This window comes from Rathayibacter iranicus NCPPB 2253 = VKM Ac-1602 (assembly GCF_003149025.1).
GTDB lineage: Bacteria > Actinomycetota > Actinomycetes > Actinomycetales > Microbacteriaceae > Rathayibacter > Rathayibacter iranicus.
Genome location: NZ_QGDV01000016.1, coordinates 34541 through 58256 on the forward strand (window position 1 = coordinate 34541; position 23716 = coordinate 58256).

The following is a 23716-nucleotide window of genomic DNA, read 5'->3' on the forward strand; positions in this document are numbered from 1 at the left end:
GGCCCGCTATTGCCGCGCATATAGATTGTACCCAGTGCAAAAGGATCGCATGTTTGCCACTGATCTACGGGGCGCGCGATTGGCAGCCGGGCTCAGCGTGGCTCGGCTGGCTGAACTGGCCGGCACGTGGGGTGCGGTCATCGGCGAGTACGAATCCGGGCGGAAGCGTCCCCGCGTCGACACCGCTGAACGTCTCTTCGAGGTGCTCGGGCTCACCCTCGCTCCCGTGCTGCTAGATCGTGCGCCGTCGTTCTGGTTCGCCTCAGGCGTGCTCGAACCGTTGGAGCAGTGGGTTCCAGATCGCGCTCGAGCGCTCGCTGACGCAGACCGGAACTTCGCGCTCGCTGTCGACGCGGACGCGAACGCGGAAGGTCTGTCCGTGCGGTGGGCGCAGGTGAGCACCCTCGCCGATGGGACCACTGTCGATGGGGACTCCTAGGCGGTGTGGCGGTCGACCCAGATCGTCCGGTCCGCGCGGACCGTGCTGCGCGAGGTGACCGTCGCGGACGTCCCGTTCGAGCTCCGGATTCTCGCCGGGTCGACCCTCGTCACCGCCGACGATACTGTCTCTGTCCCGCAGCGGGCTCTGGACTTCCTCGTCCGCGCGACCCGCGCCGGCGGGGACGCCACCTTCGTCCGCCATCGCACGAACGGATTCCTCGTCAGCCACGGCTACCCGTGGTTGCGCGTGCTGCATCGGCACCGGGACGAGTACACGAGAGCGCTCGTGGCCTGCCTACCCCAAGGCGACGGCAACCTGATGGCCAGCACGCTGCTGAAGAGCGTGACAAAGGGGAGCGACAATGAGTAAGACCGGCGGCGGGCGCGGGTCCAACCATTATAGCATCCGCGGGGTCGGCAAGATCGCGGCTGCGCCCGCGCCGGGGAGGGAGCCCGAAGTCGTGCTAAGCACCACAATCAGCGACGGCACGCACTGGGACAATCTCCTCGCGCAGTTCCCGAGCTACCCCGGTGACGTGCTGGCGGTACCGGAGCCGGCGTGGGACGACCTGTCGGACCTCGTCGCTCGCATCGCACCGAAAGGGCGCGATCGCGCGGTGGCCCGTTACTTGGCTTGCGAGTCCCGCGCCCTATTCAACGATGCCCGGTTGGAGGGATTCGCATACACCGAACCGGAGATCGCAACCCTCATCAACGGCGGTCACGTCGCAGGCCACACCCTCGGCGAAGAAGCTCAGGTTGCCGGCATGAAGGCCGCGAGCGACCTCATGCTCCGCAGGGTCGAGGACGGACCCCTGGAACCAACGAAGGCTCTGTCCGACGACCTTCACCTCCAGGTGGCCCTCTCGCTCGGGTTGAAATCGCTGGCCTTCCGCGGAGACCAGCGCAAACAGTACGCGGGGCCGCTCGTCACCTTGGATTACGGTGAACGATTTCGAGCGCTGGACGCGCGGGTGACCCCCGCCGTGCTGGACAGCGGCCTGCGAAGGATCAAGCAACTCGACCACCCGGTCCTGCGCGCCGTCACCTGGGCCGCTTTCGCCACATACTCGCAGTTCTACCTCGAAGGCAACAGACGCGCAGGCCGGTACGTCATGAACGCCGTCGTGATGTCGCACGGCTTCGACGCCATCCTGATCCCCGACCGACTGAAAGCGGAGTACCAGGACGCCCTCGTCGAGTCCTACCGGTCTGGAAACGTCACGAGTCACATTCGATTCCTGCTTGAGCTGTACAACGATCAGTGACGAGGCTCAGCCGGGCCTGCTCGGCCGTACGCCGAGCTGTGCCGTCCTGTCGCAACGTTTCCCGACCCCAGTGCAGCGATCACGGCCGGGACCGTCGCCGCGACGACCCAGGCCCTCATGCGCACCGTTCATGGCCAGAAGTTCGTCATCACCTTCCGCGAAGCGTTCTTTGACGCCCCGCACGACCTGGTGGCGTCCGGCGCGGTCAGGTTCGGCTGGTTGATCACGTGTGGTGCGAACGCTCGGGTGATCGTCGAGCAGGCGTTCAGCGGACGCCTCGCCGGCGGGTACGTTCGCGATCCCACTGAGATGAGGCGGGAAGGCGCTGCCGGGGGAGATTGAGGCTGGTCGGGTCGGGCGCTGACAGTCGGACTGCCTGAAGCGCCGCTGTCGTGCTCTCGCCTCCCTCGGGCGCAGCCACCGGCGCGGCACCGCGCATAGTCCTGATGTCGGCGGCTAGGCGTGCTGACCGACCCGCAGTCTCGAGTTGAGACATCGGACTGGGACACACTCGATTGGAGCCGCCTACATGGATGTCGTGAGCACGAATAGCGACGAAACAATTCCGGAAATCACGGCTGACCTCCTCAAGGCGAAGCAGGTCGCTCGACGGCTGGGGGTGACCGAGGGGAGCCTCAGCCAGATGCGCTTCCACAGCCGCGGACCTGCCTACGTGAAGCTCGGGCGAGCCATCCGCTACCGAGAGGTGGACATCGTCGAGTACATCAACCGGTCCGTGCGAGCCACCGTCGACGCGCAGAATCCGGTCGACGCCGCGCCGTACGCGCAGTCCGCCTGACGCCACGGTCGCGACAACACCCACTGAGGACTGGACATGGCGAGTATCAAGCCCTATGCGACCAAGGCCGGGCAACGATGGGAGGTTCGCTACGTCAAGCCGGACGGGCAGGGAACGCGCAAGCGCGGCTTCCTGACGAAGCGTGACGCGACGACCTGGCAGGCTCACGCGCTGGTTCGCATCCATGACGGTGAGTTCACCGCCCCCGCCGCGCGTAAGAGCCTCCTCGGCCCGCTGATCGAGAGGTACGTTCAGCGCACAGCAGGGCTCCGCGCGACGACAATTGCATCTCGGGAATCGACCGCGAAGACATGGGTGTATCCCAAGTGGTCGACGTGGCAGGTCGGGAAGGTGCTGAAGACCGACCTGCAGGACTGGGTCGAGGAACTTGCGAAGCAGAATTGCGGCGCGGCGACGATCGAGAAGGCCCACACGATGGTGTTCGCCGTGATGCAGGCCGCTGTCGACGACAAACTCATCTCCGGGAACCCCGCGATCGGCGTGAAGCTCCCGCCGGCCATCAGACGAGCACACCCGTATCTGAGCGCAGCCGAGGTCACCGAGCTTGTCTCGCACATGGATGAGCGCTACCGACTCTTGGTCTCCTTCCTCGCCTGGACAGGGGTCCGGTTCGGCGAGGCTGCCGCTCTGCGAGTCAGCGATCTCAACCTCGACGGTGCGTCGATGGTGATCAGCCGATCGGTCACAGAGGTCCGTGGGTACCTGATCGAAGGCCCGACGAAGAGCGGCGAGTCACGCGTCGTCCCCATTCAGCCCCAGCTCGTCCCTGCGCTGCGCACCCAGATTCGCGGCCTCCCCACAAACAGTCTTGTGTTCCAAGCCGCTCAAGGCGGTCAGCTGCGCGCGAACACATGGCGAAACCGATATTTGTACCCCGGTCTCGAGCGAGCGACGAAAGCGCGGGCCGAAGCGAACCGCCGCGCGTACGGCTCCGCGCAGGCCGGGAAGCCGTTCCCGCAGATCACCCCGCATGATCTCCGTCACACTGCCGCTTCGCTCGCCGTGCAGGCTCAGGCGAACGTCCTCGGTATCCAGCGGATGCTGGGCCACGAAAGCGCCTCGATGACGCTCAACGTCTACGCCGACCTCTTCGACACGCACCTGGTTGAAGTCGGCTACAGGATGGGCCAGCTCCTGGCGGGAACCAACCTGCTGTCGTTTCTGCCGACGGACGGTTCCGCACTCCCCGCCTGACCACAGCCCGCCGCGCCAGCGATTCCCCGGCGTACAGGAGCATCGACGCGCTCGCCGAGTCGGTTCGAGGCGCCCAGCGAAGCTGAGTACGGCCGACGTCGTCACGCAGCTTTGACGGCTACCGCGGCCCATTCGGCCTGGGGCGTGTTACGAGCCAGCGACCTGGCAGAGGTCGTGAGCATGGAGTTCCCGACCTCACCTGTCGCGAACGCCGAGCGCGGTGGCCTCTCGCGGCCCCGAGGCATCCTCGGACATGGTTTGGACGCCGAGATCGTCGTTCCCAACTGGTATCCAAACCCGACTAACGAGCGATGACGTCGCAGGAAAGTGGCCAAACTGTGTCCAAAATCCGAACTGACGGCTGGCACTCAGTGCCGGTGAAGCCAGAATTTCCAGGCTGACCAGGTTTTTCCTGCGGTGGGCGATACCGGACTCGAACCGATGACCTCTTCCGTGTGAAGGAAGCGCGCTACCAACTGCGCCAATCGCCCGAACGGGCCGCTTGAGGCGACCCGAGAGACGATAGTAGCGGATCCATCGGCCCCGTCTGCGTCACGACGCCACGCCGCGCCCGCACTCCGTTCGATTTGGAAACTCGGCCGCGGGTCGTATACATTCTTCTAGGTCGCGTCGGGAAGCGACAAAAGAAAACAGCATCACCGAAACAGCATCACCAGTACGACCTACATGCGGATGTGGCGCAGCGGTAGCGCATCACCTTGCCAAGGTGAGGGTCGCGAGTTCGAATCTCGTCATCCGCTCGAATACCCGTCTTATGACGGGTGTCATCGGGAAGGCACCCCAGGGTGCGTCCCACCCGGTCGGTCCTCGGGCCACCGACACCGAATCCCGTACACGGTGGAACATGCACGGTGGATTGGCCGAGAGGCGAGGCAGCGGCCTGCAAAGCCGTATACACGGGTTCGAATCCCGTATCCACCTCGATCGTTCACCGAGCGAGGCGCTCCGCAGGGAGCAACGGGCGATTGGCGCAGCGGTAGCGCGCTTCCCTGACACGGAAGAGGTCACTGGTTCGATCCCAGTATCGCCCACCACCAGAACCCCCGGCTTCGGCCGGGGGTTCTCGTCTAGGGTGAGCGGCATGACCACGCGGAGCATCGGCGGACGCGCGTTCGACTTCGAGCGGCAGGTCGCCGTGATGGCGGTCGTGAACCGCACGCCCGACTCCTTCTACGACAGGGGCTCGACCTTCGCCCTGGACAGGGCGGTGGCAGCGGCCATCCGCGCCGCTGAGCAGGGTGCCGACTGGGTCGATATCGGCGGAGTGCCCTTCGGCCGTGGGCCGGCCGTCTCGCTGCAGGAGGAACTCGACCGAGTGGTGCCGGTGGTGTCCGGCATTGCCGAGCGGAGTGACGTGGTCGTCTCCGTCGACACGACACGTTCCGACGTAGCCCTGGCGAGCATCGCGGCGGGAGCCTCCGTCATCAATGACACCAGCGGTCTGCACGACCCGAGGATGTTGGCCGTGCTCGCCGCCTCCTCCGCGTCGCTCGTGATCACCCATAGCCTCGGTGCGCCGCGCAGCGAGCCCGCCCGGCCCGAGTACGACGATGTCGTGTCGACCGTCGTCGAGTACCTGCGCGCCAAGGCGGAGCAGGCGCGGGCCGCGGGTGTGTCCGCCGAGCGGATCATCGTCGATCCGGGGCACGACCTCAACAAGAACACGCTGCACACGCTGGAGTTGACTCGGCGTCTTGCCGAGCTGACATCGCTCGGGTATCCGGTGCTCGCCGCCGTCTCAAATAAGGACTTCATTGGCGAGACTCTCGATCGGCCGCAGGGGGAACGGCTCGAGGGCTCTCTCGCCGCGGCCGTGATCTGCATCCTCCACGGTGCGCGGATTGTCCGAATGCACGATGTGCGTCAGGCAGTCGACGCGGTCCGGCTCACGGAGGCGGTACTGGGCTGGCGAGCGCCGGCGTACCTCCGCCACAACGTGGAGCCGACGGCGTGAGCGCCCGGATCGACGGGCTCGTGCCGGCCGCGCTGAACCTCTCGGACGAGTCATTGCTCGCGCTGTATGCGGACGAGTCGAAGAAGGAGTGGCTGCGGGTCAACTTCGTCTCGAGCATCGACGGAGCGGTCACCCGCGGCGAGGTGTCGGGGGACCTGGGCGGCGAGGCCGACCTGCGCGTCTTCGCCCTCCTCCGCCGACTTGCTGACGTCGTGCTGGTCGCTGCCGGGACCGTGCGGGCGGAGGGATACGGTCCGATGGTCCTCGGGGACGAGGCCGCGGTGGCGCGTCGCGTGGCGGGCCTGCCGCCGCATCCCGTATTTGCGATCGTGTCGGGCTCACTCGATCTCGATCCCGCCTCACGAGTGTTCACCGAGGCGCCGGTGCGTCCCGTGGTCGTGACCATCGGCTCGTCGCCGGCGCGCCGACGCTCGGAGCTGGCGGCGGTCGCGGACGTCCTCGTCTGCGGTGAGGACGCACTCGATGTTGGGCGGATGCGCGCGCAGCTCGCCGAGCGGGCTCTCGGTCGGATTCACTGCGAGGGCGGACCGTCGCTGCTCGGCGCGCTGCTGGCCGCGGACGCCGTCGACGAATTGTGCCTGACGATCAGCCCGACACTCGAGGCGGGGGAGTCGGGCCGGGTGGCACGCGGGCCGATTCCGCACGCGCGCGAGCAGCGCCTGGCGCACGTCCTCACGGCGGGAGACGTACTCCTGCTGCGCTATCTGCGTCGGCGCTGAGAGACGCTGCTGGCGCGCAACTACTCCCGCCAGCGGACGTTGTCGTCACGCTTCGCTTCGGAGGCCGGCCGCGCGGCGACGACGGGGTTCGCCCCGGTGAATCCGTCGCGGGCGGCAGCGATTGCCAAAATCCGCGGCTTCGCGACGTTCCAGCCGATGATGAGTGCGGGCACGCCGACGACCGCGACGATGCCGACGGTCCAGGTACCGGTCGGGAAATCGGCCGCGATCAGCAGCACCACCACGACCAGGAACGTCAACGTGATCCACGAGGTGACCGGGGCTCCGGGCATTCGGAAGCTCGGACGCGTAAGCCGCCCCTGCGCGGCCCAGCGCTGCAGCTGCATCTGGCAGAGCACGATCATCCCCCAGCCCGTGACGATGCCCAGGGCCGAGACGTTCAGCACGATCTCGAACGCCTGTTTCGGGACGAAGAGATTGAGCACGATGCCGACCAGCGTGATGCTCGCGGTGAGGAGAATGCCTCCGAACGGTACTCCCTGCGCGTTCATCTTCCCGGTGAAGCGCGGGGCGGAGCCGTTGAGCGCCATCGAGCGCAGGATGCGGCCGGTGGAGTAGAGCCCGGCGTTGATGCTCGAGAGGGCGGCGGTCAGGACCACGAAGTTCATGATCGAGCCCGCGATCTCGCCGAAGGAACCGTCGCCGAGGCTGCTGAAAAAGGTGACGAACGGGCTTTGGTCTTTCGAGTAGGCCGTGAAGGGCAGCAGGAGGGTGAGGAGCAGGACCGAGCCGACGTAGAAGACGGCGATGCGAAGGATCACCGAGTTGATCGCGCGCGGGATGACCTTCGCCGGCTCGGCCGTTTCGCCCGCCGCGGTGCCGACGAGTTCGACGCCCGAGTAGGCGAAGACGACACCCTGCACGACGAGGACGCTGGCGATGAGGCCGCCCGGGAGGATGCCTCCGTTGTCGTTCCACAGGCTGATGCCAGGCTCGACGGTCGTGCCGCCGGCGTGAAGCGGCCAGCCCGCGGCCAACACGACCACGCCGACAATGAGGAACACCACGAGCGCGGTGACCTTGATGAGTGCGAACCAGAACTCGAGTTCGCCGAAGACCTTCACCGAGACCAGGTTGAGCGAGAGCACGACGACCAGGGCGATGAGCGCGAGGAGCCACTGCGGCACCGAGGAGAACATCGCCCAGTACTTCACGTAGAGGGCGACCGCGGTGACGTCGGCGATCGCCGTCATCGCCCAGTTGAGGAAGTACATCCAGCCGGCGATGAAGGCCGCTTTCTCGCCGAGGAACTCGCGAGCGTAGGAGATGAAGGACCCGGAACTTGGCCGGTGCAGCACGAGTTCGCCGAGGGCGCGAAGGATCAGATAGGCGAAAACACCGCAGACCGCGTAGACGATCACCAGCGAGGGTCCCGCCGACGCGAGGCGACCGCCGGCACCGAGGAACAGGCCTGTGCCGATGGCGCCTCCGATTGCGATCATCTGCAACTGCCGGGGCTTGAGTCCGGGGCGGTAGCCCTCCTGTTCCCTCGAGAAGTCGGGCTGCGAGGGCCCGTCGTAGTCGGTGTCGCTCTGCTTCACGGAGGCTCCCTCGTCACCGGGTCGCGCCGGGCGGCTGCCCGGCACGACCGACAGGGTACGACTGCGAGGCAGAGAGGATGCACGTGGCGCGAATTGCAGGACGTGAATCCTCTCAGATTCGCGCTTTTTGGCCTCCTGAGCCGGCTATTGCGCCTCAAATCAGTCTTTTTGCGCCGCTTCGTCGTCCGTGCGCGGCCCTGCTCCGTCGCGGTTCTCACTCGTGAGTCGGAGCCAGCGGCCGTCACGCACATCCTTTTCGTGCGCATTCGCCTTTTTGTCGCTCGCTGCCGTGTCGCGCGGGGGCAGCTGGATGGTTTCCTCCGCCTCGATGCCCGCCTGAAGCTCCCGGCCGCGCTCGAGTTCGGCATCGAACTCCGCGCCGAAGAGCAGAGCGATGTTGGTGATCCAGATCCAGAGGAGGAAGACGATCACGGCGCCCAGGGACCCGTAGGTCTTGTTGTAGTTGGAGAAGTTGGCCACGTAGAAGGCGAAACCAGTGGAGGCGACGAGCCAGATCACCAGTGCCAGGACCGAGCCGAGGCTCATCCAGCGGAACTTCGGCTGACGGATGTTCGGCGCCCAGTAGTAGAGGATCGCGACCGTCAGGACGGCGATGATCACGAGTACCGGCCACTTGGCGATGTTCCAGACGGTCAAGGCTGCCGGGCCGAGGCCGATGACGTCGCCCACAGCGGTGGCGACCGGTCCGCTCACGACCAGGATCAGCGCGGCAATCACGATAAGCACGACGGTGACAACGGTCACTCCGAGCATCGTGGGGCGGAGTTTCCAGAACGGACGCCCCTCGTCGATCTGGTACACCCGGTTCATAGCGCGGCCGAAAGCACCGACGTAGCCCGAGGCGGACCAGAGAGCGCCGACCACACCTGTCACGAAAGCGAGGCCAGCGGCGGAGGATCCGGTGAGCGACTGGATCGGCTCTCGCAGCAGGTCGACCACCTGAGCGGACGCGAGATTGCCGACCAGGTTGAGGACGAGGTCGGTCGTGGCTTGCGCCTGCCCGAAGAGGCCGAGCACCGAGACGATCGCGAGCAGCGCAGGGAACAGGGCGAGGACCGCGTAGTAGGTCAGCGCGGCGGCAAGGTCAGTGCACTGGTCGGCGCCGAACTCGCGCGCCGTTTTCTTCAGCACGTAAAACCACGACCGCTTCGTGATGTCGGTGATGTCATCCGGCTTGCGGGCATCGTCAGGGTCGGGAGCGGTCTTCTCGCGGGTCGTGCTCTGCTCGGACATGCGGACACGCTACGGGTCAGTGGGGGGAGGCATGGCCCCCTTGACGGGAGGGGCGAGCGGCGAGTGCGCCGAAGAGGAGGAACGAGCAGGTGGCGGCGAGCACCGTCAGCAGTGGCACGTCCCAGCCACCGCTGGCGTCGTGAGCGAATCCGATCACCGTCGGTGCCGTCGCAGCGACCGCGTAGCCGATGCCCTGCACTGTGGCGGAGAGCCGTGAGGCGTGTGCATCCGAGCGCGAGAGCCGCACGACGAGCACGAAGACGACGGTGAAGCCGCCGCCCTGCGCCACGCCTCCAAGCACACACCAGAGTGCCCAGAGGTGCGGCGCCAGGAGTAGCCCTGTCGGAACCGTGCACCAGAGTAGGCCGACCAGGACGATGCTGCCACGAGGGCCGAGCCGACGCACCAGGAGGGGGATCCCCAGCGCACCGACGACCGCCGCGAGCTGAAAGACCGAGGAACTCGCTCCGGCTGTCGCGATCGAGAAGCCGTTGCGGTCGACCAGCAGGGAGGGAAGCCAGGCGGTCACCCCGTAGTACGAGAAGGCCTGACTCGAGAAGCACAGCGCGAGCGTGAGAACTGTCGCGCTGCGCCAGATCCTCGGCGCGGGCTCCGCTTGGGTGCCGCTGCGGACACGTCGCGGTGCCGGCCGCAGAGCCGCGCGAGGGCCGACGGCGAGGAGCCAGCCAGCGAGGGCCAGCACGTTCAGGCCGAGCCAGACCAGCAGGGCGCCACGCCACCCGAGTGCGAGGGCCAGGGGTGCCGTGCCGAGCGACGTGATCGTCGAGCCGAGGTTGAGTGCTGCGGTGTAGACGCCCGTGGTCAGGTCGACCCGTTCGGGAGACACATCGCGGCGGATCACGACAGGGAGCACGACGTTTCCGATCGTGATGAAGACGCCGATCACCACCGTGCCCGCCACCACGGCGACGATATCGCCGGCCGAGCGGACGATCGTGCCCAGTGCCACTCCGAGGACCGTCACCGTCACAGCCGCATCCGGACCTGCTCGGCGGATCACGAGGAGAGCGAGTGGAGTCGCGAGGGCGAAACAGAGCACGGGGATGCTCGTGAGCACTCCCGCTTGGCCGGAAGAAAGGGCGAGATCGCCGCGGACGGCGTCGATCACCGGAGCGACGGCGACGAGAGGACCGCGAAGAATCAGAGCGGCGAGGGCGACCGCGACGACGAAGAGCCAGGGTGCGCGCACCACGGTCAGCCGGAAAGCTCGGAGAAGATGTTGCTGACGAAGTTGACGACGCCCGAGACCAGGCCGAGGATCCCGATGACCAGACCGGCTGTGGCGAGTCCCCGTCCGCCTCCGACGATCGCGGCGGCCGCCCGGCCGCGCGCGGCAAAGACGATCGCCAGGATCGAGGGCACCAGCAGCGGATTGATCAGGAGGCTGATGATGCCGAGGACAAGGCTCGCGACAGCCATCGGATTGCGGCTGGCGGACGACGACGGAGCGGATGGGTAGGCGTATAGCTCCTGCTCCACAGTCGCCTCGGGAGTGCCGTCAGCAGGCATCGGAGTGGGAGAGGACGGCCGGGAGCGGTCGGTCCAGGCCGCGCCGTCCCAGTACAGCTCCGAGCCGACGTCGGCGGGGTGCGGATACCAGCCGGGCGGGGGAATGAAGACGGAGTCGTCGGGCATGCGCCGAGTCTAAAGCGGAGCGAAGGGCGGCAGAATGGGCGTGGTCGACGCCCTCGGCGCGTCCGGGAGGAGCCGCGATGACGTGGACGATCGAAGAGGTGGCTTGGACGCACGCCGACGCGGAGCGCCTTCGCGCCGCGCAACGCCGTGAGCTGGACCTGCGCTACGGCACCGACGACCACGAGCCGGGCATCGCCCCATCGGCCGAGGACGTCCCCGTCTTCCTTCTCGCCCGCGATGAACGGGGCACGGCACTGGCGTGCGGGGGCCTGCGTCCGCTCACGGAGGACGTGCTCGGCGCGGGTGCGATCGAAGTCAAGCGGATGTTCGTTGACCCGTCAGCTCGCGGCACCGGAGCGGCGACCGCCGTGCTCCGGGCCCTTGAGGAGCGGGCGGTGCGGTGGGGGACGATGCGCCTGGTGCTCGAGACCGGGACGCTCCAGCCCGACGCGATGCGCTTCTACGCCCGCGAGGGCTACACGCGGATCCCCCTGTTCGGTGCCTACACCGGCTCCGAGCACTCGGTGTGCTTCGCGAGGGAACTCGATTCCCCGATCTCAGCGCTCCTCCCGCCGACTACAGTCGAGGGGTCAACCGAGCCCGAGGAGTGTCCGCCCGTGTCGAACGAACCGTCGAATCCCGCAGAGATCGAGTCCCACTCGGTTGTCACCGAGGCGGGCACGGGATTCACGCACTTCAGCGATCGGGCGGTCGTCGCGATCCGTGTCAACGGAGAGCTGAAAGACCTGGCGGCGGACGTCGTCCCGGGCGACCGTATCGAGCCCGTGCTGATTTCCTCGCCCGACGGTCTGAACATTCTCCGCCACTCCGCGGCGCACGTGCTCGCGCAGGCCGTGCAGCAGGTGAACCCGGAGGCGAAGCTGGGCATCGGCCCGCCGGTCACCGACGGCTTCTACTACGACTTCGACGTCGAGGAGCCGTTCACGCCCGAAGCGATGAAGGCGCTCGACAAGGCAATGGATCGGATCATCCGCCAAGGCCAGCGCTTCGTGCGCCGCGTGGTCACGGAGGAGGAGGCACGCACCGAGCTCGCCGACGAGCCGTACAAGCTCGAGCTGATCGGGCTCAAGGGTGGCGGGGCCGACGACGAGAACGTCGAGGTCGGCGGCGCCGAGCTCACCCTCTACGAGAACGTCGACCCGCGCTCGGGCGAGACGGTCTGGAAGGACCTCTGCCGCGGCCCGCACCTGCCCAACACCCGCATGATCGGCAACGGCTATGCGCTGACCCGCAACGCTGCTGCCTACTGGCGCGGCTCGGAGAAGAACCCGCAGCTCCAGCGCATCTACGGCACGGCCTGGCCCACCAAGGACGAGCTGCGCGCGCACCAGGCGCGGCTTGAGGAGGCGGCGCGCCGGGACCATCGCAAGCTCGGCCACGACCTCGACCTCTTCTCGTTCCCGGACGAAATCGGGTCCGGACTGGCGGTGTTCCACCCCAAGGGAGGCATCATCCGCTACGAGATCGAGCAGTACATGCGGGAGCAGCTGCTCGCCCACGACTACGAGCTGGTCTACACGCCGCACATCACCAAGGGTGACCTGTTCATGACGAGCGGGCACCTGCAGTGGTACTCCGAGGGCATGTTTCCCCCGATGCACCTCGACGAGCTGCGGGACGAGGACGGCACGATCACTCGTCAGGGCCAGGACTATTACCTCAAGCCCATGAACTGCCCGTTCCACAACCTGATCTTCCGCTCGCGCGGCCGCAGCTACCGCGAGCTGCCTCTGCGCTTAGCCGAATTCGGCACCGTCTACCGGTACGAGAAGAGCGGCACCCTCCAGGGTCTTACTCGGGTGCGAGGGCTCACGCAGGACGACGCGCACATCTACGTGGCCCAGGAGGACGTCGCGGCCGAGTTGACGCGCAACCTCGAATTCGTTCTCCAGGTGCTCCGCGACTACGGCCTCAACGACTTCTACCTCGAGCTCTCCACCAATGAGGAGGGCAATCCCAAGTTCGTCGGTGCGCCCGAGCAGTGGGAGGAGGCGATCGAGTCGTTGCGGGCGGTCGCCGTCGCCTCCGGGCTCGAACTCGTCCCCGACCCGGGCGGAGCCGCGTTCTACGGCCCGAAGATTTCGGTGCAGGCCCGCGACGCGATCGGTCGGACGTGGCAGATGTCCACGATCCAGCTCGACTTCAACCAGCCTGAGCGCTTCGAGCTCGAGTACACGGCGTCCGACGGATCGAAGAAGCGGCCGGTGATGATCCACCGCGCGCTCTTCGGCTCCATCGAGCGCTTCTTCGCCATCCTCACTGAGCACTACGCGGGAGCGTTCCCGGTCTGGCTGTCGCCGGTGCAGGTGGTGGGCATCCCCATCGCCGACGAGTACCTGCCCTACCTGGAGGAGGTCGTGGGCGAACTCAAGCGCTCCGGCATCCGCGCCGAGATCGACTACTCCAGCGACCGGATGCAGAAAAAGATCCGCAACGCCACCCTGGCGAAGGTGCCGTTCCAGATCATCGTGGGGGAGAAGGACCGCGACGCCGGAGCTGTTAGCTTCCGGTTCCGCGACGGGACGCAGGAGAACGGCATTCCGCTCGCCGAGGCTGTCACGCGCATCCGCGAGGCCGTCGCCACGAAGGCGCAGGTCTGAGCGTGCCGGACCTCGCGCCCGCGGGAGCGGAGGGCTCGGCCCACCTCGCCGGCGTGCCGGATGAGTTCCAGCGCCTGTGGACGCCGCACCGGATGGTGTACATCCAGAAGGGGCAGCCTGGAGCCGACGACTGCCCTTTCTGTGTCGCTCCCACGCTGAGCGACGAGGAGGCGCTGATCGTCGCCCGCGGCGAGCACGCCTACGTCCTGCTGAACCTGTTCCCGTACAACTCCGGCCACCTGCTGGTGTGTCCGTACCGTCACATCCCGCTGTACGACGAGGCCACTGATGAGGAAGTGGCCGAGATTGGATCGCTGACGCAGACCGCGATGCGGGTGGTCCGCTCCGTGTCTCACAACGATGGCTTCAATCTGGGGATGAATCAGGGCGCGGTGGCGGGAGCCGGGATCGCCGCGCACCTGCACCAGCACGTGGTGCCGCGCTGGGCGACCGATGCCAACTTCTTCCCGATCATCGCGAGGACCAAGGCGCTCCCGCAGCTTCTGGGCGATGTCCGGGCGAGCCTCGCGGCGGCCTGGCCACGCGAGGAGAACTAGCCACATCTCGTAGACTCGCGAGCATGACCGACACGACCACCTCGTCCTCGTCCGCCTCGGAGCAGTTCGGCTCGAGCCGCGTCAAGCGCGGGCTCGCCGAGATGCTCAAGGGTGGCGTCATTATGGATGTCGTCACCGCCGAGCAGGCGCGTATCGCGGAGGATGCTGGCGCAGTCGCCGTCATGGCGCTCGAACGCGTTCCCGCCGACATCCGCTCGCAGGGCGGCGTCGCCCGGATGAGCGATCCCGACCTGATCGACGGCATCGTCTCGGCCGTCTCTATCCCCGTCATGGCGAAGGCGCGCATCGGTCACTTCGTCGAAGCGCAGATCTTGCAGGAACTCGGCGTCGACTACATCGACGAGTCCGAGGTGCTCTCGCCCGCCGACTACGTAAACCACATCGATAAGTGGAAGTTCACCGTCCCCTTCGTCTGCGGCGCGACCAACCTGGGCGAGGCGCTGCGCCGGATCACCGAGGGCGCTGCCATGATCCGCTCGAAGGGTGAGGCTGGCACGGGTGATGTCTCGGAGGCGACCAAGCACATCCGCACCATCTCGGCCGAGGTCAACCGCCTGAAGGCGATGACGAAGGATGAACTCTACGTCGCGGCCAAGGAGTTGCAGGCGCCCTACGATCTGGTCGTCGAGATCGCACAGACCGGCAAACTTCCCGTCGTCCTGTTCACTGCGGGCGGGGTCGCTACTCCGGCCGACGCCGCTTTGATGATGCAGCTTGGCGCGGACGGCGTCTTCGTCGGCTCCGGTGTCTTCAAGTCGGGCGAGCCCGCCAAGCGGGCCGCCGCAATCGTGAAGGCGACCACCTTCTTCGATGACCCGAAGGTCGTTGCGGAGGCATCGCGCGGCCTGGGCGAGGCGATGGTCGGTATCACTGTGGCCGACGTGCCCGCGCCCCACCGCCTCGCCGAGCGTGGCTGGTAGCGCCGACGCGCCGCTCGCCGGCGCCGGCCTGACGCGGGAGTCCCTCGAAGGGCTCCGCGTCGGCGTGCTCGCGCTACAGGGCGACTTCCGTGAGCACGCCCAGGTGCTGCGCGAACTCGGCGCCGAGGTGGTGCTCGTGCGTCGTCCGGAAGAACTCGCCTCCGTCGCCGGTCTGGTCATTCCGGGCGGAGAGTCGACCGTGATGGACAAGCTCTCTCGCCTCTTCGGCCTGGCTGAGCCGATCGTCGCGGCGATCGAGGCGGGGCTGCCCGTTTACGGCACCTGCGCCGGCCTGATCATGCTCGCCGACCGCGTGCTCGACCGGATTGACGGGCAGCGCAGCTTCGGCGGGCTCGATGTGGCGGTGCGACGCAACGCGTTCGGGAATCAGCTTGACTCCTTCGAGACCGATCTCGACGTGCCGGCCGTCGGCGACCCTCCTGTGCACGCCGTGTTCATCCGCGCGCCCGTCGTGGAGGAGCTGGGGGAGCGGGCGACTGCGCTCGCCAGTGTCGCTGACGGCAGGGTCGTTGCCGTCGAGCAGGGCAACCTGCTCGGCACGGCGTTCCACCCGGAGATCACCGGCGACTACCGCTTCCACGAACTGTTCTTGCGAAAGGTCGCAGCCACGCGTTTCGGCACGGGAGGCTGATCGGATGCCAGAGCTTCCCGAGGTGCAGGCGCTCGTCCTCGACTTGGATGCGCGTCTGGGCGGCCGAGTGCTCGCGAGGCTCGACGTCTTCGCGATCTCGGCGCTCAAGACGGTGGCGATCCCGCCGTCTGCGCTATCCGGGCAGGTGGTCCATGCGGTGACGCGGCACGGGAAATTCCTCGATCTCGCCGTGGGTGACGCGCACGTGCTCCTCCACCTCGCCCGCGCGGGCTGGGTGCGATGGCGACCCGAGCGTCCGACGGTGCCGGTGAAGCCGGGGCGCGGACCGCTCGCCGCGCGGTTGGTTCTCGACGACGGCTCGGGCTTCGACGTGACGGAGGCGGGCACCAAGAAGAGCCTTGCGCTCTCGATCGTCGCCGATCCGCTCGATGTTCCGGGTGTCGCCCGGCTCGGTCCGGATCCGCTCGATCCCGCCTTCACGAAGGAGGTCTTCGGCGCGATCCTTGCCACCGCAGGCCGGGCGAAGCTCAAGGGCGTCCTCCGCGACCAGTCTCGGATCGCGGGCATCGGCAACGCCTACTCCGACGAGATTCTGCACGTGGCCCGCATATCACCGTTCAAGCCCGCCGCGCTCACCCCCGAGGAGCTTGAGCGCCTGTACACGGCGCTCCGCTACACCCTCGAGGAGGCGCTCGCTCGGGCCGAGGGCCCGGCGAAGCGTGCCCCGTCTGTGGTGACACGATTCGCCAGGTGATCTTTGCCGACTCCAGCCTCCAGTACTGCCCCACCTGCCAGACGGGCGGGAAGCTCCTGGCCGATCGTGTCCTCTCGCGCTTGCTGAAGTGAATCGAGCGGGGCTTGTATCTGCGCCGGTCCCAAAGCCGTATGACGGCGCGTCGCAGCTGTGTCGGGGTCATTGAGGCTGCGGCTTCGACGGCCTGCTGATCGAACAGGGCCCGGGAGTCGACGGGCAGGGTGCGCGCGACGGCGCAGATCACCTGACCGGCCTCCCAGCGGATGCGCGCCGCCGCCAGGGCCGCCCGCAGGCAAGGCAAGTCCTCGACAAGCCCCTGCGCCTGCTCCAGCTCCAGCGACGCGACCCGCTCCGACACTCCGAGCGCTACTGCGAACTCGGCCCGGATCGACCGCTCCACGAGATCGCCCGCCTCGGTGACGGTGCGCGATCCCACCGCCGCGCTGGTATCAGGCCCTGCCCTCGGGCGCGGCTCCGACCACCCCGGCAGTGCCCGATTACACTGGTCGAGCCATCAGCGGCGTCCTGCGGGAGTCGCACGAAACGAACTTTCCGAGGGAGCACCGTGTCCGGGCATTCCAAGTGGGCCACGACCAAGCACCAGAAGGCGATCAAGGACTCGCGCCGCGCAAAGTCCTTTGCCAAGCTGATTAAGAATATCGAGGTGGCCGCCAAGATCGGCGGTGCCGACCTCTCCGGCAACCCGACGCTTGTCGATGCCGTGCAGAAGGCGAAGAAGACCTCGGTCCCGAACGACAACATCGACCGCGCGATCAAGCGCGGCGCGGGCCTCACCGGCGAGGTCATCGATTACACGACCATCATGTACGAGGCCTATGGACCGAACGGCATCGCCCTTCTGGTCGAGTGCCTGACCGACAACAAGAACCGCGCCGCAGCCGACGTCCGCACCGCGATGACTCGCAATGGCGGCACCATGGCCGACCCGGGCAGCGTCGCCTACAACTTTGCGCGCAAGGGCGTCATCTCGGTGCCGCACGGAGACAGCGTGACCGAGGATGACGTGCTCGGCGCCGTCCTCGACTTCGGCGTCGATGACGTGATCGACCACGGCGAGAGCTTCGAGGTCCGCACCGAGCCGAGCGAGCTTGTGCCTGCCCGCTCGGCCCTCCAGGACGCAGGGATCGACTACGACTCCGCGGACGTCGAGTTCGTCGCCTCGCTCCAGGTCGAGGCCGACGCCGAGACTGCCCGCAAGGTGTTCCGCCTGATCGACGCACTCGAGGACTCCGACGACGTGCAAAACGTGTATACCAACCTCGACATCACCGCCGAGGTCCGCACCGAACTCGAGAACGAGGAGTGACCCGGTGAGCCCGGCCCATTCTTCGCGGATGCCCTGATGCGCGTCCTGGGGATCGACCCCGGGCTCACCCGATGCGGCGTGGGCATCGTCGATGTCGCCCGCGACCGCCGCGCGACCCTCGTGCATGTGAGCGTCCTTCGCACTCCGGTCGGCGACCTCCTCGAGCGCCGCCTCCTGGCCCTCGGTGACGGGATCGAGGCGTTGCTCGATGAGTACAGGCCGGACGCGGTCGCCCTCGAGCGCGTCTTTGCGCAGAATAACGTCCGCACCGTCATGGGCATCGCGCAGATCAGTGGAGTGGCGCTCGTCGCCGCCGCTCGCCGCGGTCTTCCTGTCGGCATGCACACTCCGAGCGAAGTGAAGGCCGCGGTCACCGGCTACGGAGCGGCCGATAAGCGCCAGGTGACCGCGATGGTCCAGCGGGTCCTGCGCCTCGACGCTCCGCCGACTCCTGCCGATGCTGCGGACGCTCTGGCGCTCGCCGTCTGCCACGCCTGGCGCGCGCCCCTCGTGGCCGCGCCCGGAGCGAGCGGTGACGAGACCGCGGCGCAGCGGGCCTGGCGCGCCGCGGAGGCCGCGACTCGAACGCCTGTTCGAGCATCTAGACTGGCGCGGTGATCTCCTCCCTTCGCGGCACCGTCCTCTCCGCTCGGGGGAGTCTCGTCGTGCTCGATGTCCACGGCGTCGGATACGCGGTCAACGTGACTCCTCAGCACGCGCTCGAGATGCGCGTCGGCGACGAGACGACCGTCAGCACCGTGCTTCTCGTGCGCGAGGATTCACTGACCCTCTATGGCTTCCCGGACGAGGAGCAGCTCGAAATCTTCGAGCTGCTGATTGGAGTCACGGGCGTGGGCCCAAAGTCGGCGCTCGGCGTCCTCGGCGCAGTTGAGCCGGACCGCATCGCGCAGGCGGTCGCCGACGAGGACGACGCGGTATTCCGCAAGGTCAGCGGCATCGGCCCGAAGACGGCGAAGCTCATCGTCCTGTCGCTGGCGGGCAAGCTCTCCGTCCGCCCGCGAGCCGCGCGGGGCTCTGGCACGACGGCGACCGCTGCGCAGAGCGTCCTCTCGGCCCTCGTCGGACTGGGTTGGCCCGAGCGCACGGCCGCCGACGTCGTGGACGAGATCCTGCTCGACGCGCAGGCCTCGGACGCCGCGAATGTGCAGGCCCTGCTCCGCCTCGCCCTCGCCCGCCTCGGCCCTGCGGCGCGCTCGTGAGCGAGGACGACGTGCTCGGTCCCGAGGTCGCCTCCGAGGCCGAGATTGCGTTCGAGGGCGCGCTGCGCCCCAAGAGTCTCAGCGAATTCGTCGGCCAGCGGAAGGTGCGCGGCCAGCTCGAGCTGCTGCTCAAGGCGGCGGCGATGCAGGGGCGCACGCCCGACCACATCCTGCTCGCCGGCCCGCCCGGTCTTGGCAAGACCACGCTCGCGATGATCGTCGCGGAGGAGAGTTCGTCGCCGCTGCGCCTGTCCAGCGGACCTGCGATCCAGCACGCGGGCGATCTCGCCGCCGTGCTCTCGTCGCTCCTGCCGGGCGAGATCCTCTTCATTGACGAGATCCACCGCATGGCGCGATCAGCGGAGGAGATGCTGTACCTCGCGATGGAAGACTTCCGGATCGACATCATGGTGGGCAAGGGAGCGGGAGCCACGTCCGTCCCGCTCGATCTCGCTCCGTTCACCCTCGTCGGGGCGACGACCCGCTCAGGTCTGCTGCCCAATCCGCTCCGCGACCGTTTCGGCTTCACCGCACATCTCGAGTTCTATGCGGAGGACGAGCTGCGGCAGGTGCTCGCACGCGCGGCGCGACTGCTCGAACTCGACATCGACGCGGACGCGGTGGCCGAGATCGCCGGTCGCTGCCGGGGCACCCCCCGCATCGCGAACCGCTTGCTGCGGCGGGTGCGCGACTTCGCGCTCGTGCACGGGGGACGAGCCGACGTCACCGCCGTCCGCGCCGCCCTCGATCTCTACGACGTGGACGCGCTCGGCCTCGACCGGCTCGACCGCGCCGTGATGGAGATCGTGCTGACCCGCTTCGATGGCGGTCCCGTCGGGTTGAACACCCTGGCAGTTTCGGTGGGGGAGGAGGCCGAGACCGTCGAGGCGGTCGTCGAGCCATTCCTGGTTCGGATCGGTCTGCTCACCCGCACGCCCCGAGGGCGCGTGGCGACGTCGGCCGCCTACCGGCACTTCGGGATCGATCCGCGCGGGGCAGTGTCTCCGCAGTCGTTGTTCGAGGATGACCTATAATTTCGTAGGCCCGACGGGCCACTCGATCTGCTCTTCCTCGACCCGAGGTCGTGCGGCAGATCGCCACTCCACTCCGGAAGGCCCACCCATGGATCCGACGATCATCCTGCTCGTCCTGCTGCTCGTCGTGATGGTCATCTTCATGTTCCGCAACAACAAGAAGCGCCAGCGCGACGCGGAGAGCATGAAAAACAACCTCGTTCCCGGTGTGGAGCTGATGACCGGTTCCGGGCTGTTCGGCACTGTCGTGTCGATCGACGACGAAGCGAACAAGATCGTCATCGAGTCGACGCCCGGAACGCTGCTCACGATCCACCGTCAGGCCATCGCGCGCCTGATCGATCCAAGCGAGAACGACGTCGTCACCGAGGCCGACGACGAGGTCGAGCCGCTGACTGCGACCGGTTCGCCCGAATTCGGCGAGCGCGACTCCGCGCACCGCGACCCGCTGGTCGACCCGGTCGAGCGCGACCGCCGACCGGACGCGCAGTAGTGTCCTGGGCGGGCAGGGCGCTTCGGTGCCCCGCCCGCCCTTCTCCGTGTCCGGGCGATTCCGGGCCGATGACCGACGACCGAAGAGAAAGCTGAGCCCTGGGTGGCCGCATCAACCCCCGTCCGGAAGGCCCGCCGCTCGTTGAGCTGGCTCGGTGTCCTGATCCTCGCTCTCGTCGGACTCAATACTGCCGCTGTCCTTTGGGGTGGAGGGTCGTGGACGCCCAAACTCGCGCTCGATCTCGAGGGCGGAACGCAGATCGTCCTCCAGCCTCAGCTCAACGACGGCGACACTGTCTCCTCGGAGCAACTCACCCAGGCCGTCTCGATCATCCGCCAGCGGATCGACGCGTCCGGCGTCTCCGAGGCCGAGATCACCACTCAGGGCTCCAGCAACATCGTCGTCTCGATTCCCGGCACCCCCGATGACGAGACGCTTCAGCGCATCGAGGCCTCGGCGAAGCTCGACTTCCGGCCCGTGCTCGTCGCGAGCCAGGCCACGAACGCCGCGGTCGGGGGTGATGCCACGTCCTCGCCCACACCGACTCCGGTCGATCCGTCACTGGCCACCGAGCCGACGTCCTCGCCGACCAGCGCGAGCGACCTTGCCTACCTGACGCCGGCGCTCCAGGCTCAGTACACCTCGTTCGACTGCGCCTTCCTGAACAACCAGGACCCGAACCTCGCGCCGGCCGATCGGCCGCTGATCACCTGCGATCCGAGCGGCGCCGTCAAGTACGTGCTTGGTCCGGTCGAGATCACCGGCGAAGACATCTCCGATGCCTCCAATGGCCTGATGACCACGTCGTCGGGAGCGAGCACCGGCACGTGGGCGGTCAACCTGTCGTTCAGCGATCAGGGCACCCGGGCCTTCGGCGACGTCACCTCGCGCCTCGTCGCACTGCAGGGGGCGCAAAACCAGTTCGCGATCGTCCTCGACGGCCGCGTCATTTCGGCGCCCTCGACGAATGCCGCAATCACGGACGGTAATGCGCAGATCTCGGGATCGTTCACGCAGGAGTCGTCGAAGACTCTCGCGGACCAGCTGAAATACGGCGCGCTGCCGATCGGCTTCCAGGTCCAAAGTTCCGACAGCATCTCGGCCACGCTCGGCTCGGCACAGCTAGCCAGCGGCCTTCTTGCGGGAGTGATCGGTCTCCTCCTGGTCATCCTCTATTCGATTGCGCAATACCGTGTGCTGGGTGCCGTGACCATTGCGTCGCTAGTGGTCGCCGCGGTCGTCACCTATCTGGTGGTGACTCTGCTCTCATGGCGGGAGGGACTGCGCCTCTCACTCGCGGGAGTCGCGGGCTTGATCGTCGCGATCGGCATCACGGCCGACTCCTTCATCGTGTACTTCGAGCGGATCCGCGACGAGCTGCGCGACGGCCGCGGCCTGGAGTCGGCGGTGGAGGCGGGCTGGCGACGTGCGCTGCGCACGATCTTCGCCTCGGACATGGTGAACCTGCTTGCCGCCGTCGTCCTGTTCGTGCTCGCTGTCGGCAGTGTGCGCGGCTTTGCGCTCACACTGGGCATCACGACGCTGATCGACCTGGTCGTGGTCGCACTGTTCACGCACCCAATCCTGCAGCTGATGGCGACGAGACCGTTCTTCGCCGAGGGACACCGGGCGTCCGGGCTTGATCCCCGTGCGCTCGGAGCGGTCTACCGTGGTCGGGCGGCGTTCCGTCCGCAGGACCAGGTGGTCGCAGGCAAGCGCGCGTCGGCTGCCCGAGAGGCGGCCAGGCGCCACACCATCGCCGAGCGCAAGGCCGCCGAGGCGGCCCGCACGCGCACCAGCACCGAATCGACCGGGAAGGACGCGTGATGGCCAGCTTCTCGCAGTTCGGGAACGACCTCTACACCGGTGCGCGCTCGATCGACTTCGTCGGACGGCGCCGCACCTGGTACCTGATCTCACTCGTGCTCATCCTGATGACCGTGCTCGGCACGGTCGCGCGCGGCGGGTTCAACTTCGGCATCGAGTTCACCGGTGGTTCGCAGTTCACGGTCTCCTCGCCGTCGAGCCTTGACCAGGCCACGGCGACGGAGGCGGTGACCTCGGTGGCTCCTGAGACCGTGCCGCGCGTCTCCATCGTTGGCGACAACTCGATCCGCGTGCAGACCGGTCAGCTCTCGACCGATGAGTCGACCTCGGTGCGCAACGCGCTCTCGGAGGCATACAGCGTCCCGCCGGAGCAGGTGGCTTCCTCCTTCATCGGCGCGGCGTGGGGGAACGACATCACTCAACAGGCGATCCGCGGCCTCGTGATTTTCGTGGTCCTGGCGGCTCTGGCGATGTGGGCGTACTTCCGCACCTGGAAGATGTCGCTCGCCGCCATCGTTGCGCTGCTGCACGACCTCGTGATCGTCGCTGGCGTGTATGGCATCACCGGCACCGAGGTTTCGCCCGCGGCGGTGATCGGTTTGTTGACAATCCTGGGCTACTCGCTCTATGACACCGTGGTGGTCTTCGACAAGATCCGGGAGAACACGGCGGAGGCAATGGGCAGCACGACGCGCACGTTCTCCGAGACGGTGAATCTGGCCGAGAATCAGACCCTCGTGCGCTCGATCAACACGTCGATTGTCGCCGCGCTTCCGGTCGCCGCGATCCTCGTGATCGGTGCCTTCGTCCTCGGTGCCGGCACGCTGCGCGATATCTCCCTCGCGCTGCTGATCGGCATCATCGTCGGCACCTACTCGACGATCTTCGTCGCGGCTCCGCTCTACGCTCAGCTGCGCAGTCGCGAGTCCGAGATCGCCAAGCACGATAAGCGCGTGGATTCGGCGCGCGCGAAGGCCACCGCACCTGCCATGCCGGCAGTGCAGGGCTGACCGATGGCCGACTACGCCCAGGTGTCCGCCGCCGACGCGGTCGGCCTCGTCGAACGCGATGAGGTCTGGCTGCTCGATGTCCGCGAGCCGCACGAGTGGGCGCTCGGCCACGCTCCCGGTGCCCACCACATTCCGATGGGCGAGATTGGACAGCGACAAGCCGAATTGCCGGCCGACGTGCCGATCCTCGTTGTCTGCCACTCTGGCGTGCGCTCGGCGAGAGTCGCGCAGGCTCTCGCCGGTGCGGGCTACGAGACGGCGAACGTCGAGGCGGGGATGACCGCTTGGGCCGCGGCCGATGGCTCCGTGATCGACGACGACGCTCAGCCCGGGCGTATCGACTGAGAATCGAGCTGTTCGCGAGGGGCGCAGCGGTGATTCGCCTCCTCCGCACGGGCGATAATGGGGC

25 protein-coding genes, 4 tRNA genes and 2 pseudogenes are annotated in these 23716 nt (G+C 67.4%); 26 read left to right on the top strand and 5 right to left on the bottom strand.

Annotated elements, in window-relative coordinates; all coding sequences use genetic code 11:
- Window positions 1–49 precede the first annotated feature (49 nt).
- The 7 genes from B0H03_RS16690 to B0H03_RS17285 all read left to right on the top strand — a co-directional run bounded on the left by B0H03_RS16690 (window position 50) and on the right by B0H03_RS17285 (window position 4038).
- Window positions 50–439 (top strand): helix-turn-helix domain-containing protein, encoded by a 390-nt coding sequence (locus tag B0H03_RS16690; protein WP_160487370.1) that lies wholly within the window; start codon window positions 50–52, stop codon window positions 437–439.
- A gap of 54 nt (window positions 440–493) precedes the next feature.
- The gene (locus B0H03_RS13565; protein WP_127843894.1) at window positions 494–811 is read left to right on the top strand and encodes a hypothetical protein; all 318 of its coding nucleotides are present in this window, start codon (window positions 494–496) and stop codon (window positions 809–811) included.
- The gene (locus tag B0H03_RS13570) at window positions 804–1709 is read left to right on the top strand and encodes a Fic family protein (RefSeq protein WP_127843895.1); all 906 of its coding nucleotides are present in this window, start codon (window positions 804–806) and stop codon (window positions 1707–1709) included. The genes B0H03_RS13565 and B0H03_RS13570 overlap by 8 nt, the downstream gene beginning before the upstream one ends.
- A gap of 117 nt (window positions 1710–1826) precedes the next feature.
- The gene (locus B0H03_RS13575; protein ID WP_104354243.1) at window positions 1827–2051 is read left to right on the top strand and encodes a hypothetical protein; all 225 of its coding nucleotides are present in this window, start codon (window positions 1827–1829) and stop codon (window positions 2049–2051) included.
- Between the two features lie 196 nt (window positions 2052–2247).
- A complete protein-coding gene (locus B0H03_RS13580) occupies window positions 2248–2508 on the top strand; it encodes a helix-turn-helix transcriptional regulator (protein WP_160487369.1) in 261 nt (86 codons plus the stop codon).
- A 36-nt stretch (window positions 2509–2544) separates the two neighbouring features.
- On the top strand, window positions 2545–3723 hold the full coding sequence (locus B0H03_RS13585) for a site-specific integrase (RefSeq protein WP_104354245.1): 1179 nt from the start codon (window positions 2545–2547) through the stop codon (window positions 3721–3723).
- 180 nt (window positions 3724–3903) lie between these two features.
- The gene (locus tag B0H03_RS17285; protein ID WP_272914914.1) at window positions 3904–4038 is read left to right on the top strand and encodes a hypothetical protein; all 135 of its coding nucleotides are present in this window, start codon (window positions 3904–3906) and stop codon (window positions 4036–4038) included.
- Window positions 4039–4141: 103 nt separating this feature from the next.
- Here the strand turns inward: B0H03_RS17285 and B0H03_RS13590 are convergent.
- Window positions 4142–4214: transfer RNA gene (locus B0H03_RS13590), tRNA-Val, on the bottom strand.
- Between the two features lie 198 nt (window positions 4215–4412).
- Between B0H03_RS13590 and B0H03_RS13595 the strand changes: the two genes are divergently transcribed.
- The 5 genes from B0H03_RS13595 to B0H03_RS13615 all read left to right on the top strand — a co-directional run bounded on the left by B0H03_RS13595 (window position 4413) and on the right by B0H03_RS13615 (window position 6438).
- Window positions 4413–4484, top strand: a tRNA-Gly gene (locus B0H03_RS13595).
- A 110-nt stretch (window positions 4485–4594) separates the two neighbouring features.
- A tRNA-Cys gene (locus B0H03_RS13600) sits at window positions 4595–4665 on the top strand.
- Between the two features lie 38 nt (window positions 4666–4703).
- A tRNA-Val gene (locus tag B0H03_RS13605) sits at window positions 4704–4778 on the top strand.
- A gap of 47 nt (window positions 4779–4825) precedes the next feature.
- The gene (folP, locus tag B0H03_RS13610) at window positions 4826–5698 is read left to right on the top strand and encodes a dihydropteroate synthase (RefSeq protein ID WP_104264131.1); all 873 of its coding nucleotides are present in this window, start codon (window positions 4826–4828) and stop codon (window positions 5696–5698) included.
- Window positions 5695–6438, top strand: a complete 744-nt coding sequence (locus B0H03_RS13615) for a pyrimidine reductase family protein (RefSeq protein WP_104264132.1) — start codon at window positions 5695–5697, stop codon at window positions 6436–6438. Before folP ends, B0H03_RS13615 begins: the two co-directional genes overlap by 4 nt.
- A gap of 20 nt (window positions 6439–6458) precedes the next feature.
- Here B0H03_RS13615 and B0H03_RS13620 read toward each other — a convergent pair whose 3' ends face one another.
- The 4 genes from B0H03_RS13620 to B0H03_RS13635 form a co-directional block, all read right to left on the bottom strand.
- Window positions 6459–8000, bottom strand: a complete 1542-nt coding sequence (locus tag B0H03_RS13620; protein ID WP_241560380.1) for an amino acid permease — start codon at window positions 7998–8000, stop codon at window positions 6459–6461.
- A gap of 159 nt (window positions 8001–8159) precedes the next feature.
- Window positions 8160–9254 carry a YihY/virulence factor BrkB family protein gene (locus B0H03_RS13625; RefSeq protein ID WP_104264133.1) on the bottom strand — a complete coding sequence of 365 codons (1095 nt, stop codon included), beginning with the start codon at window positions 9252–9254 and terminating at the stop codon, window positions 8160–8162.
- 16 nt (window positions 9255–9270) lie between these two features.
- A complete protein-coding gene (locus B0H03_RS13630; RefSeq protein ID WP_241560381.1) occupies window positions 9271–10464 on the bottom strand; it encodes an MFS transporter in 1194 nt (397 codons plus the stop codon).
- Window positions 10465–10469: 5 nt separating this feature from the next.
- Complete coding sequence (locus B0H03_RS13635; protein WP_104264135.1) at window positions 10470–10910, bottom strand: DUF2510 domain-containing protein; 441 nt, start codon at window positions 10908–10910, stop codon at window positions 10470–10472.
- A 77-nt stretch (window positions 10911–10987) separates the two neighbouring features.
- Here B0H03_RS13635 and B0H03_RS17530 point away from each other — a divergent pair.
- The 14 genes and pseudogenes from B0H03_RS17530 to B0H03_RS13705 all read left to right on the top strand — a co-directional run.
- Window positions 10988–11380 (top strand): annotated as a pseudogene (locus B0H03_RS17530) (GNAT family N-acetyltransferase); the annotation flags it as partial.
- 177 nt (window positions 11381–11557) lie between these two features.
- Entirely contained in the window at window positions 11558–13531 is a 1974-nt protein-coding gene (gene thrS / locus B0H03_RS13640) for a threonine--tRNA ligase (RefSeq protein WP_419956916.1), read from the top strand.
- A gap of 2 nt (window positions 13532–13533) precedes the next feature.
- Window positions 13534–14088: an HIT family protein gene (locus tag B0H03_RS13645; protein ID WP_104264137.1), complete on the top strand. Its 555-nt coding sequence runs from the start codon at window positions 13534–13536 to the stop codon at window positions 14086–14088.
- A gap of 23 nt (window positions 14089–14111) precedes the next feature.
- Window positions 14112–15029 (top strand): pyridoxal 5'-phosphate synthase lyase subunit PdxS, encoded by a 918-nt coding sequence (gene pdxS / locus B0H03_RS13650; protein ID WP_104264138.1) that lies wholly within the window; start codon window positions 14112–14114, stop codon window positions 15027–15029.
- Window positions 15019–15681, top strand: a complete 663-nt coding sequence (gene pdxT, locus B0H03_RS13655; protein ID WP_241560382.1) for a pyridoxal 5'-phosphate synthase glutaminase subunit PdxT — start codon at window positions 15019–15021, stop codon at window positions 15679–15681. The genes pdxS and pdxT overlap by 11 nt, the downstream gene beginning before the upstream one ends.
- A 4-nt stretch (window positions 15682–15685) precedes the next feature.
- Window positions 15686–16488: pseudogene (locus B0H03_RS13660) on the top strand (DNA-formamidopyrimidine glycosylase family protein).
- A 473-nt stretch (window positions 16489–16961) separates the two neighbouring features.
- Window positions 16962–17723: a YebC/PmpR family DNA-binding transcriptional regulator gene (locus B0H03_RS13670; protein WP_104264140.1), complete on the top strand. Its 762-nt coding sequence runs from the start codon at window positions 16962–16964 to the stop codon at window positions 17721–17723.
- Window positions 17724–17759: 36 nt separating this feature from the next.
- Window positions 17760–18341, top strand: coding sequence for a crossover junction endodeoxyribonuclease RuvC (ruvC, locus tag B0H03_RS13675; RefSeq protein ID WP_104264141.1), 582 nt, complete (start codon window positions 17760–17762; stop codon window positions 18339–18341).
- On the top strand, window positions 18338–18943 hold the full coding sequence (gene ruvA, locus B0H03_RS13680; RefSeq protein ID WP_104264142.1) for a Holliday junction branch migration protein RuvA: 606 nt from the start codon (window positions 18338–18340) through the stop codon (window positions 18941–18943). The genes ruvC and ruvA overlap by 4 nt, the downstream gene beginning before the upstream one ends.
- Entirely contained in the window at window positions 18940–19977 is a 1038-nt protein-coding gene (gene ruvB, locus B0H03_RS13685; RefSeq protein ID WP_104264143.1) for a Holliday junction branch migration DNA helicase RuvB, read from the top strand. Before ruvA ends, ruvB begins: the two co-directional genes overlap by 4 nt.
- A gap of 88 nt (window positions 19978–20065) precedes the next feature.
- Window positions 20066–20470, top strand: a complete 405-nt coding sequence (gene yajC, locus B0H03_RS13690; protein WP_160487368.1) for a preprotein translocase subunit YajC — start codon at window positions 20066–20068, stop codon at window positions 20468–20470.
- A 102-nt stretch (window positions 20471–20572) separates the two neighbouring features.
- Window positions 20573–22297: a protein translocase subunit SecD gene (gene secD, locus B0H03_RS13695; RefSeq protein WP_104264145.1), complete on the top strand. Its 1725-nt coding sequence runs from the start codon at window positions 20573–20575 to the stop codon at window positions 22295–22297.
- Complete coding sequence (gene secF / locus B0H03_RS13700) at window positions 22297–23307, top strand: protein translocase subunit SecF (RefSeq protein ID WP_104264146.1); 1011 nt, start codon at window positions 22297–22299, stop codon at window positions 23305–23307. Before secD ends, secF begins: the two co-directional genes overlap by 1 nt.
- A 3-nt stretch (window positions 23308–23310) precedes the next feature.
- A complete protein-coding gene (locus B0H03_RS13705) occupies window positions 23311–23652 on the top strand; it encodes a rhodanese-like domain-containing protein (RefSeq protein WP_104264147.1) in 342 nt (113 codons plus the stop codon).
- Window positions 23653–23716 lie beyond the last annotated feature (64 nt).